Annotated in this window: 10 protein-coding genes; 5 read left to right on the forward strand and 5 right to left on the reverse strand. The window is 67.3% G+C overall.

Translation table 11 applies throughout. The features are described from left to right. Positions 1 to 7 precede the first annotated feature (7 nt). The 3 genes from ACIG5A_RS00620 (at position 8) to ACIG5A_RS00630 (ending at position 3,312) form a co-directional block, all read left to right on the forward strand. A complete protein-coding gene (locus tag ACIG5A_RS00620; RefSeq protein WP_397236160.1) occupies positions 8 to 2,092 on the forward strand; it encodes a M13 family metallopeptidase in 2,085 nt (694 codons plus the stop codon). 153 nt (positions 2,093 to 2,245) lie between these two features. Beyond that, the gene (locus tag ACIG5A_RS00625; protein WP_397236162.1) at positions 2,246 to 2,638 is read left to right on the forward strand and encodes a hypothetical protein; all 393 of its coding nucleotides are present in this window, start codon (positions 2,246 to 2,248) and stop codon (positions 2,636 to 2,638) included. Between the two features lie 50 nt (positions 2,639 to 2,688). Beyond that, positions 2,689 to 3,312, forward strand: a complete 624-nt coding sequence (locus ACIG5A_RS00630; protein WP_397236164.1) for a hypothetical protein — start codon at positions 2,689 to 2,691, stop codon at positions 3,310 to 3,312. Positions 3,313 to 3,357: 45 nt separating this feature from the next. Here the strand turns inward: ACIG5A_RS00630 and ACIG5A_RS00635 are convergent, their stop codons facing one another. From ACIG5A_RS00635 to ACIG5A_RS00645, 3 genes are all read right to left on the reverse strand, one after another. Then, positions 3,358 to 3,912, reverse strand: coding sequence for a GNAT family N-acetyltransferase (locus ACIG5A_RS00635; protein WP_397236166.1), 555 nt, complete (start codon positions 3,910 to 3,912; stop codon positions 3,358 to 3,360). A gap of 70 nt (positions 3,913 to 3,982) precedes the next feature. Next, entirely contained in the window at positions 3,983 to 4,906 is a 924-nt protein-coding gene (locus ACIG5A_RS00640) for a Ku protein (RefSeq protein WP_397236168.1), read from the reverse strand. Beyond that, complete coding sequence (locus tag ACIG5A_RS00645; protein WP_397236170.1) at positions 4,906 to 6,030, reverse strand: lycopene cyclase family protein; 1,125 nt, start codon at positions 6,028 to 6,030, stop codon at positions 4,906 to 4,908. Before ACIG5A_RS00645 ends, ACIG5A_RS00640 begins: the two co-directional genes overlap by 1 nt. 403 nt (positions 6,031 to 6,433) lie before the next feature. On the opposite strand from ACIG5A_RS00645, the gene ACIG5A_RS00650 reads away from it, so the two are divergent. Then, entirely contained in the window at positions 6,434 to 8,626 is a 2,193-nt protein-coding gene (locus tag ACIG5A_RS00650; protein WP_397236172.1) for an MMPL family transporter, read from the forward strand. Positions 8,627 to 8,679: 53 nt separating this feature from the next. Here the strand turns inward: ACIG5A_RS00650 and ACIG5A_RS00655 are convergent, their stop codons facing one another. Both ACIG5A_RS00655 and ACIG5A_RS00660 read right to left on the reverse strand, forming a co-directional pair. Next, on the reverse strand, positions 8,680 to 9,444 hold the full coding sequence (locus tag ACIG5A_RS00655; protein ID WP_397236174.1) for an SDR family oxidoreductase: 765 nt from the start codon (positions 9,442 to 9,444) through the stop codon (positions 8,680 to 8,682). 61 nt (positions 9,445 to 9,505) lie between these two features. Continuing rightward, a complete protein-coding gene (locus tag ACIG5A_RS00660) occupies positions 9,506 to 9,868 on the reverse strand; it encodes a PH domain-containing protein (RefSeq protein WP_397236176.1) in 363 nt (120 codons plus the stop codon). A 613-nt stretch (positions 9,869 to 10,481) separates the two neighbouring features. On the opposite strand from ACIG5A_RS00660, the gene ACIG5A_RS00665 reads away from it, so the two are divergent. Further along, positions 10,482 to 11,285, forward strand: a complete 804-nt coding sequence (locus tag ACIG5A_RS00665) for a type II CAAX prenyl endopeptidase Rce1 family protein (RefSeq protein WP_397236179.1) — start codon at positions 10,482 to 10,484, stop codon at positions 11,283 to 11,285. Positions 11,286 to 11,295: the final 10 nt, after the last annotated feature.

Below are 11,295 nucleotides of genomic sequence, written 5' to 3' on the forward strand. Positions count from 1 at the left end.
CGCCAGGGTGATCGCACGCGACGGAAATACCGACAGTGCCACCGATAATCCGCGCCGACTCGATCGGCGGCGTTTCCTGGCCGTCGCGGCGGCCGTCCCCGTCGCGATCGGGTTGACGGCCTGCTCCGCCAGCGGCGGCAGCGCACCGGCGAGACCGGCCGGACCCGACCTTTCCGGCACGGATCCGGCGATCCGGCCGCAGGACGATCTGTTCCGCCACGTCAACGGCGCCTGGCTGCGCGATTACCAGCTGCCGCCGGATCGGTCGTCCTACGGCGGGTTCGACGAGGTCACCGATCGCACCGAGGAGCGGCTGCACAGGATCCTCGAATCGCTGCCGGCCGATCGGCCGGGCACCGACGAGCAGCGGTTGCGCGATCTCTACGACAGCTTCCTCGACACCGCGACGATCGATCGGCTCGGGATCGAGCCGATCGCCGATCTGCTCGCCGAGATCGACCGCGCCACAACGAAATCCGACCTGGCCCGGCTGATGGGGGTATTCGCCACCTTCGGCGTGACCGGCCTGGTACGGCTGGAAGTGCGGCCGGATCGCCATGATTCGAGCCGGAACCTGCCCTACCTCGTGCAGGCGGGCCTCGGCCTGCCGGACGAGTCGTACTACCGGGAACCGCAATACGCCGAGGTCCGCACCGCCTACCGCACCTATCTGGAGCGGATGGCCCAGGCGGCGGGCCTGACCCGTCCGGCGGAGGTGGCCGACCGCGTGCTCGACCTGGAGACGAAGATCGCCGCGTCCCAGCTCGACCTCGTCCGGCTGATCGAATCCATGTCGTCGTACAACCGGTACGGCTGGGCGCAATTGCCGGAGCTCGCACCGGGATTCGACTGGAATGCCTGGCGCGCCGGAGTCACGGAGCGGCCGGAGCGATTCGATACCGTCCTGGTGGACCAGCCGACCTATCTCACCGCGGTGGCGCGGCTGTGGGCCGATACCGACGACTCGATCTGGCGGGAGTATCTGCGGATCATGGTGTTCGGCCGCTATGCCGTCGCACTGCCGAAGAACGTCGCCGACGCCCAGTTCGACTGCTTCGAGAAGGCATTGCAGGGCACGAAGCAGCCGCCCGAGCGCTGGCGCTCGGCGATCCGCATCGTGCGCGAGCGGCTCGGTGACGCGCTCGGCAGAAAGTATGTGGCCGAGCACTTTCCGGTGGAAGCCAAGCGGCAGGTCGAAGAACTCGTCCGAGATCTGCTGAGCGCCTATCGAGTTCGGCTGGCCAACGCCGAGTGGATGTCGGAGCCGACGCGCACCGCCGCGGTGGCCAAGGTGGACAAGATGATCCCGCTGATCGGCTACCCGGAGCACGGCCGCGACTACAGCGCGCTGCCCATCGCCAATGGCAAGCTCATCGCCGGGCTGCGCGCCGCCGACCAGCTCGAATTCCGCCGCCAGCTCGGCAAACTCGGCGCGCCGGTGGACCGCCGCGAATGGACGATGTTCACCCCGATCGACGTGAACGCCAATTACAGCTGGGAACTCAACCACATCGTCTTCCCCGCGGCGATCCTGCAACCGCCGTTCTTCGACCCCGGCGCCGAGCGCGCGGTCAACTACGGCGGTATCGGCATGGTGATCGGCCACGAGATCGGGCACGGATTCGACAGCGAGGGTTCGAAATACGACGCCGACGGCAACCTGCGCGACTGGTGGACCCCGGCCGACAAGGCCGCCTTCGCCGAGGTGACCAAGGCGGTGATCGCGCAGTACGACGGGCTGGTGCCCGCCGGGATGCCCGCCGACCGGCACGTCAACGGCGAGCTCACCGTCACCGAGAACCTCGCCGATATCCGCGGCATGGCAACAACTCTCGCCGCCTACCGGATCGCCGAGCAGCGCCGCGGCGTCACCGCCCCCGACTTCCGCCCCGTGTTCCTGGCCTGCGCCCGCATGTGGCGCCACCTCTCCAGCCCCGAAGCCGCCGCGATGCTCCTCGGCGTCGACTCCCACTCACCCCCCGAATTCCGCGTCAACCAGGTCGTCCGCAACATGCCGGAGTTCTACACCGCTTTCGCCCTGCAACCCACCGACAAACTCTTCCTTTCGGACAACAAGCGAGTCACCAGCTGATCGACCGTACTCCAGATCCGCCCTCACGCAAGGGCATCCGGCGGACATGTGAATACCCGCCGTGTCCATCCCCAGGTGCCGAGAACAGGCCCTTGTACTGGGCGAATGCCGCCATAAACTGGGGCGTCCGATCAATACGAGCAGGGGGCTACATTGACAACAACACTGCCAGAGCTTGATCAGCGGGTGACGGTTTTGGAGCGCCGGAGTAATCGACTGAAGGGAGACGCGAAAGTGAACCAGGACCTGCTCGTGAAGACGCATCGACGACTCAAGAAGGTCAGCAAACGCGTCGAGAAGCTCGAGCAGGATGTCTCTGGGTTGAAGCAGGATGTCTCCGGGTTGAAGCAGGATGTCTCCGGGTTGAAGCAGGATGTCTCCGGGTTGAAGCAGGATGTCTCCGAGTTGAAGCAGGACGTCTCCGAGTTGAAGCAGGACGTCTCCGGGTTGAAGCAGGACGTCTCCGGGTTGAAGCAGGGCGTTCATGCGATCGTGGCTCACTTCGGGATCGTGATCCCGGAGCCTGAGGAGGAGCCGGACAAGTAGCGTCGGCGAAAGGCTGGCGGCCTGCGTCCACACCGGACATGATTTGCGGTGTGGACGAGGCACAGTACGTAGGGACCAGGGATTCGCTGCACGCGGTGGCGGAGCTGTTGATCGCGGGGCCGCAGTATCGGCAGTTCGGCACCATCCGGCTCGGGGTGGTGCCCGGGGGATTCGGCGGGGTGAAGCTGCCGGTGTCGGTGGTGGGCGACGAGTTGGTGTGGGCGGATGGGCGCGCCCTGCTGAGTGGTAGTTATCGAGAGATCGCCGAGCGGGCCGGGGTTGCGGCGGAGGCGCCGACCGGGCTGTACCGGGACACGACCGGCGCCGACCCCGCCGACCCGGTTCGGGTCGACGCGGAGGCGGCGGCCGTGATCGCCGAATGGCTGGCCACCGGCGATGCCGCGCTGCGGAATCTGCTGCCCGAGCTGACACCGGTGCTGTGGCCGGAGCATTTCGATCTGTCGGTTACCGCGGACGAGGTGAATTACGGTGTGTCACCGGGTGATGCGGGGCACCCGGGACCGTATGCCTATGTGGGGCCGTGGCATCCGCGCACCGGTGATTTCTGGAATGCCTCGTTCGGCGCGCTGCGGCCGCTGGCCGAGGTGCGCGATGTGCCGAGCCTGCTCGCCTTCTTCGAGGAGGGACGAGCGCGCGCGACGGAAACGAACTAGCGGGTGTCGTGCGGCGCGATTCGCGGCCGCACGACCTCCCGAACGTCAGCGGGTGGTGCGCTTTTCGCCCGCGAGGCGCCCACGGCGGATCAGGTCGCGCTTGGTGCCCGGCGCCATCGGCGGCAGCCCCTCGCTCGAATCCGCTTCCGGATCGGCGGGATTGGGGCGGACGAACAGGGTGACGGTGGCGGCGGCGGAAAAACCGCTCTTCGTCATCAGCGCGGCCGAGGCGGTGTTGTGCGATTCGACGTCGGTGACGATCCGGCGGGCGCCGCGCGCGAACAGCGCCTCGGCACACACGTCCATGAGGCGGCGCGCGATGCCGTGGCCCTGCATATCGGGGGCGACGGCGATCCACTCGATATAGGCCCAGTCGTCGCGGAGTTCGAATTCCATCGACCCGAGCACGAATCCGACCACTCGGTCTGAATCGAGGGCGACCCAGCACGCGTTGTCCGGGCTGTCGAGGTGTTCGGCGACCGAGGTCAGCGACCACGAGGTGTAGGGCTTGGCGTTGATATCGAATACCTCGTGCCCGAGATCGAGCACTTGGCGCAGGTGGCCGAGGCCCATCGGGACTATCACAACGGCGGAGTCCATGCCGGACAGTCTGCCAAACGGCGCACTGTGACCCGCGCGACGCGACGGTGTGCCCGCCGAGCGGCGCTGTTCAGGCGCCCTTGCGCGCGGCGGTCTTCTTGGCGGCTTTCTTCGCGGGCTGCTTGGCCGCGGTCTTCTTCGCCGCCTTGGCGGGCGCTTTCTTCGCGGTCTTCGCCGCCTTCGGCGCGGCGTCGCCGTCGACCGAGCGGCGGCCGCTCTGCTCCAGGCTGCGCTGCAGCGCCGCGACCAGGTCGACCACCTCGGCATCCATCGCCGCGGCGGGCGCCTCGGCATGGCTGGTCACCTTGCCGGTGCCGCTCGCGATGGCCTCGTCGAGTAGTCGCTTCAGCTCGATCTGGTACTCGTCGGTGAACAGGTCGGGATCGAAATCGTCCGACATGGTCGCGACCAGGGTCTCGGCCATCTTGATTTCCTGCGGTTTGGGATCGGCGGCGTCGTCGAGCGACTCGAATTCCACCGCGCGCACCTCATCGGGCCACAGCAGCGTCTGCAGCACCAGCATGCCCTCGCGCACCCGCAGCGCGGCAAGCCTGGTCTTCTGGCGCAGCGTGAAGTGCACCAGCGCGGTGCGGTCGATCCGCTCCAGCGTCTTGGCCAGCAGTACATAGGCTTTCGGCGTCGTCGAATCCGGTTCGAGGTAGTAGCTCTTCTCGTACAGGATCGGGTCGATCTGTTCGGACGGCACGAACTGCAGCACCGGGATCTCGTGGCGTTCGGCCGCGGGCAGTTTCGCGAAGTCCTCGTCGGACAGGATGACCTTGTCGCCCTCGGGGGATTCGTAGGCCTTATCGATATCGGCGTACTGCACGGATTTCCCGCAGACCGTGCAGACCCGGTCGTATTTGATCCGGCCGCCGTCCTTGGCGTGCACCTGATGGAACCGGATATCGTGGTCCTCTGTCGCGGTGTAGACCTTCACAGGGACATTTACCAGCCCGAATGCAATCGAGCCTTTCCAGATAGCTCGTGCCATCACTCCATGATGGACGACGGCATTCGAATATGCGAGCGAACGGGAAACCCCAGCGTCGCGACGGCGATTCGGCGCCGAAGCCGAGGCGGCAGGCCGGTGAAGAGGTGGCGCATCGCGGCGGCGGTGCCGGTGAGGTCGGCGCGTCCGGACAGGTAGGCGCGCTGGGCGCGGGCGGGCATGGCGAAGAAGGCGTCGAAGAAAACGGGCAGGTCGTCGGGCGGGAGCGCGAGCAGTGCCCGCAGGCCCGCCGCGCGCAGCGCGTACACCGCCTTCGCCGAGGCGGGCCACACCGAGGTGCCCGCGGCGACCGCGTCCGCGGCGGCCAGTGCCGCGGCGACGCTGTAACCCGTTGCGGGATGGGTGAATCCGCCCACCGCGCCGAAGGTGCTCGGGCCCGGTGTGCCGCCGTGGACGGGGAAGCGCACCCGCTCGACCGGTTCGTCGCCGGTGAGTGCGATACCGCGCGCCCGCAATCTGTGCTCCAGCCGGGCGCGCAGCGTCGCGCCGTCCAGCGCGGGCCGACCGGCGAGGCAGGTCTCCTCCAGCAGCACGGTGTCGGGGCCGAGCGGGACGGCGTAGAGGAACGAGCGCGGCGCCGCGGCCTCGGCGCCGTTGTCCCTGCGCCAATCCATGAACAGCGGCTCGAGCCCCGCGACCCGGTCGCGGGGCACGACGACACCGGCGGCGGTCTGCTCGGCCAGGGCGGGGGAGCGGGCGATGCCGCGCGCGTCGAACACCCGGTCGGCGGTGAGTACCGTGCCCGCGGTCGTGCGCACGACGTTGTCGCCGATCTCGGCCACCCGATCCGCGATCACCCGTGCTCCGCTGAGCGACAACGACTCTCGCAGTGCCTCGGCGTCGAACACCACGTAGGCGCGGTCGATGCGATGAGCGCGGGTGCCCCATGCCGTCGGGCGATCGATGGTTGCCGCGACCACCTCGTGCGGAACCCACTGCGGCAGTTCGTCATCCCATGCCGCATAGGTGGCCGACCAGTGCCGATCCGGCGCCGGATCGATGGCGATGACCGATAGCCCGTGTGCCAGGCAGCGATGGGCGAGCGCGCGACCGGCGGGCCCGAGCCCGCAGACGATGACGTCCGCGGCGGTGCCACCGGTCGTCATCGGGCGTCCCAGTGCGGAAAGGGCTGGGCCGCAAGGAGTTCGCGTGCGTGCATCGGTCCTTCCGTGCGCTGGTCTGGTGCGATGGGCGTGATCGTGCGGAGCCTACTCGACGCCGGACGGCCGCCCGCCGCCTGGTGATAGTCACCGGATATCGGCGGTGACGTTGTTCATAGGTTGATCGCCGGGTGTGCGGGAACCGCGAGGTCGGCGCGGGTGCGCGGGGTTCGGTGCCGTCGTGCGCGGGAATCGGCAAACGTGTTCTCGCTCACCGGAGTTGCGTTTCACATTGCTAGGATCGCGGGGCGCCGCTCCTGCGACCGATGCCCGGTGTCGCGGTGCGCGAGCGGGCGCGCCGGTTCGCCGGGGCAGGAGGCGAGTACCGGGCACATGTTAGGGGAGTGCAGTGTTCGAACTGACCAGGCGGCGCAGCCGATGGATCCTGGCCGTGTTCGCGGTCACCGCGCTGGTGATGGGCATGCTCAGCTCGACACTGTTCGACAAGGTACTCGGCGGCGGATATATCGATCCGGGCAGCGAATCCACCCAGGCCGCCGACATTCTCCGGGACAGGTTCGGCCAGGCCGCGCCGAATCTGGTGCTGCTCGTGCAGACGGGCAAATCCGTCGACGAGCCGGAATCGGCCAGTGCGGCAAAGGAGTTGGCGGAGAAGCTGAAGAAGGAGCCCGGCGTCGCCGGCGTCGCCTCCTACTGGACCGACGGCAAGCTGCCCGCGCTGCGCGGCGCCGACGGCACCAAGGGCCTGATCGTGGCCAGCATCCTCGGCAGCGAGGCCGAGGTGGATCAGCGCGTCGGCGGTCTCGCCGAGCGGTTCGGCGGTAAGCACGGCGCGGTCGAGGTGCGGGTCGGCGGCTACGCGATGCTGCTGCACGAGACCGTGCAGCAGAGCGCGACGGACGCGGCCGCCGGTGAATCGATCGCCTTCCCGATCACCCTCGTCGCGCTGGTGCTCGTCTTCGGCAGCCTCGTCGCCGCCAGCCTGCCGCTGGTGGTCGCGCTGATCACGGTGCTGATCACCATGGGCGCGCTGTCGCTGATCGCGGCGGCCACCGAGCTCGCCGCGACCGCGACCAATGTGGCCACGCTGCTCGGCCTCGGCCTGGCGATCGACTACAGCCTGCTGATCATCAGCCGCTATCGCGACGAACTCGCCTCGGGCGCACGGCCGTCCGACGCGGTGGCCGCGACCATGCGCTCGGCGGGGCGCACGGTGGCGTTCTCCGCGGTCACCGTCGCGGTGGCGCTGTCGGGTCTGCTGTTCTTCCCGCTGCTCGCGGTGCGGTCCATGGGCTACGCGGGCCTCGTCGTCGCGGCGATCGCCGCGGTGGTGTCGCTGACCGTGCTGCCCGCGATCCTGCTGCTGGTCGGCACCAGGATCGATAAGGGCCGGTTGTGGAAGCGCAAGCGGGACAACACCGGTGACGGATCGTGGCATCGCCTCGCGGTGTTCGTGATGCGCCGCCCGATCCCGATCGGGCTGACCGTCGCGGCGCTGCTGCTGTTGCTCGGCACGCCGTTCCTCGGCGTGAAACTCGGCTTCCCGGACGAACGTTCGCTGCCGGAGACGATGGCGGGCCGCCAGATCGCCGAGATCGTGCAGCGCGAATTCGCCGTCACCGAGCAGAACGGGGTGTTCGCCGTGCTGCCCGACAGTGCCGGCGGTGTCGACGAATACGCCAGGAAGCTCGCACAGGTGGATCACGTGCGCCGCGTCGACGCCGTCACCGGCAGCTACGCGCACGGCGGGCTGCTCGTCGAGCCCGGCCCGCAGCACACCCGGTTCGGCGCCGAGAAGGCGGCGTATCTGTCGATCGTGCCCGACTCGACCGATCCGGCCGTGCTGGACGAGGTCGCCGCCGACGTGCGCACGGTGCGGGCGCCCTCGCGGGTGCTGTTCGGCGGGGTCGCCGCCGCCAACGCCGACGCCATCGACACCGTCCTCTCGACGCTGCCATGGGCGCTCGGCTTCGTGGTGATCGTGATGATGATCGTGCTGTTCATGCTGACCGGCAGCGTGGTGCTGCCCGTGCTGGCGATCGTGCTCAGCGTGCTGAGCCTCACCGCGACATTCGGCGCGCTGGTGTGGATCTTCCAGGACGGGCATCTGTCCGGGCTGCTCGACTTCACCGTCACCGGCGATCTACCGCCGACGGTGCCGGTGATGCTGTTCGGCGCCGCGTTCGGCCTCGCGATGGACTATCAGGTATTCCTGCTGTCGCGCATCTTCGAGGAGTACGAGCGCACCGGTAAGAACGCACCGGCGGTCGCCGTGGGCCTGGAGCGGATCGGCAGGATCGTCACCGCCGCCGCGGTGCTGATCTCGCTGGTGTTCCTCGGTTTCCTCGCCTCCGACATCACCTTCATGAAGGCGTTCGGCATCGGCCTGCCGCTGGCCGTGCTCGTCGACGCGACGCTGGTGCGCGGATTCCTGCTGCCCGCGGCGATGAAGGTGCTCGGCGACTGGAACTGGTACGCGCCGGAGCCGCTGCGCAGGCTGCACGACCGGTTCGGGCTCGAGGAGGGGCCGAGCCTGCCGGTGCGCGACGATGACGACTGGCGCCAGCCTGCGCGGGTCTGAGTTCCGGCGGGCGGGGGAGTGCGCACCGCCCGCCGAAAGCGCTTGCCGCCCGGTCAGATTCCGCCGGTGGACAGCAGCCCGCCGTCAACCCGGATTGTTTCGCCGGTGATCCAGGACGCCTCGTCGGAGACAAGGAACGCGATCAGCTTGGCCACGTCCTCCGGTGCGCCGAGTCGCTTCATCGGGTAGACGCTCGCCGCCTTCTCTTCGTCGGCCGAGTACAGCGCGTCGGCGAATTTCGTCTTCACCACGCCGGGCGCGACCGCGTTCACCCTGATCTTCGGCCCGAGCTGCCAGGCCAGCTCATCGGTCAGCCGGATCAGCGCCGCCTTGGACGCGCCGTAGGCCGCGATCACCCCCGAGGACCGGATACCGGCGACGCTGGCGACATTCACCACCGCACCACCATTGTCGCGCATCCACGCCTTGTAGGCCTCCTGCAGATAGCCGAGCGCGGCAACGACATTCACGTCGAAGATCTTGCGTACCGCATCCAGGTCCGCCTCCATCAGCGACCCGTAGATCGGATTGATCCCGGTGTTGTTGACCAGAATGTCGATCGACCCGAACTCCGAGACCACCCGCCCCACCGCGGCGGCCCTGCTCTCCGGATCGCCGGAATTCCCCGCCAGCGCGATGACCTCCCCCTGATGGCCGAGCGCGCGCAGCTCGGCCGCAGCCTCCGCCAGCGGCTCCGGCTTACGCGCCGTGATCAGCACATTCGCCCCCCGCCGCAACAGCTCCGCCGCCACCGCCTTCCCGATCCCCCGACTGGCCCCGGACACAAGCGCACTCTTACCAAGCAGATCCTCACTCATGTGAGGGCACGTTACTTCCATCACTCGATGGGGGCGAACGCGCCTCCTCGCGCCGAGCGGGTCAGCGCGCGATGTAGTGCAGGATCACGTTGTGCACGTGCTTGGTCTTCTCGTCGCCGCGGAATTCGACCTCGTAGGTGTGGTGGCCGGTGCTGATGGCGATCTGGCCCGAGGAGAAGAACTGGCCCGCGAACGACTTGTTGGTGAGGATGCTGACGCTGGAGATGCGCGAGTACGGGATGCTGGTGATCGCGATCTTCTTACCCACGAACGAGTTGTCCTGGATGATCACGCGCAAATCGGTGAGTCCGAGGAATCCGGTGCCGACCCCGATCGCATCGTAGACGGCGAGAATCTGTTCGCCCGGCAGCAGCCCCGCCTGGATCTTGTCGAGCTGATCGCGCCGGTCGTACGGAATGCTCATGTCTACCAGCGTATTCCGTGTTGGCGTCAGTGACCGCCGGATGCGAACGAACAGGTACACGGAGCCGGTGGACCGCCGTCGAGTTCATCGACGGTTCATCGTCTGCCACCGTGCGGTTACCTCGGTAACCGAATGCCCAACTGTTTGCCGGGGTGATGCTGGTGGCCGACTGCGCAGGTCGGCTAGGCTACGAATGTAATAGCAAACTACTGGCAACCATTTGTGTGTGACACCGTGTTCGGGCCTGGTGTCTGTTCGCTGAATTCCCGACAACTATTTCCCTGTGATGCGCGGTAAATGCTCGGAGAAAAGCGCAAATCGGACTAATTTCTCAATTGAATGCGGAGGTGAATTCTCCGCATAGTTGAGCGTGTGGCAGGTCACAGTTTATTCCAGATGGAAAAGATAGACAGTCGTAGGAGTACGGGCGTACTGTCTGCTCTACGTCGCGGATATGCAGGTAGATGACCATATTTCGAGGCGATGGCCGATTGGGGCAGCATCGACCGCTGGGTGAACAGTCATCACCCCGAGGGGGCCACGGTTCCCATTCCATAGATAAAGATCCACCAGACCGAAAAGTGAGTGTGGCTTCCCGATGGAACTGTTTTGCGTGGTCATTCTTATTTATCTCGTCATCGCGGAGCCGTTTTTCGAGATATTCTCCGTCCGCGTCTTCGCGCGGCAATTCGGCGCGCAGTCGGACGCGCGCGTTCGCCTCTATCAAGGCGGCGTGCTGCGGACCTGGCTGACGCTGGCCGTCATCGTGCTCGCGTTCGCCGTCAGCGGCACACCGCTGAGCGGCCTGGGCCTGAAGGGCTTCGATACCAGCATCTTTCGCGGGTTCAGCACGGCCGAGCAGGTCATCGGCCTGGCCATCATCGTCGTCTATGTCTCGTATCTGCTCGGTCCCGTGGTGATTCCACTGACCGGCCGGGCCGGGCGCGACTGGATCGCCAAGCAGATCGAGTACGTCGTCTTCATCACGCCCGCCAACTCGCGCGAGCGCTTCTGGTGGATCATGAACTCGCTCAGCACGCCCGCGGAGGAGATCGTCTACCGGGGCTTCACCATCTACGCGGTCGCCCTGCTGTGGCCCGGCATGCCGTTCTGGGTGCTGATCGTGCTCGCCGGTGGCGTGATCGACGGGCTGCGCCACGGATTCCGTCCCGCGGTCGCGGCGCAGGTGGTGTTCGGCGGCGTCGCGCTCGCGCTGATGTACAAACTGTCCGGCGCGATCTGGCCGACCATCGCCGTCAAACTCTTCCACGACCTGCGCGTACTCGGATTCCCGCTCGCGCTCGCCCGCAAGAACCTTGCCGAGCGCGGACTGTCCGAAATTCCGGGAAAAACACTGTCCGACGAACAAGCCGCCCATAGCGCCGTCGCGAGCCGGCCATCGTTGTCCACGCAGTAGAGGTAGCGGC

This window comes from Nocardia sp. NPDC052566, from assembly GCF_044547285.1.
Lineage (GTDB): Bacteria > Actinomycetota > Actinomycetes > Mycobacteriales > Mycobacteriaceae > Nocardia.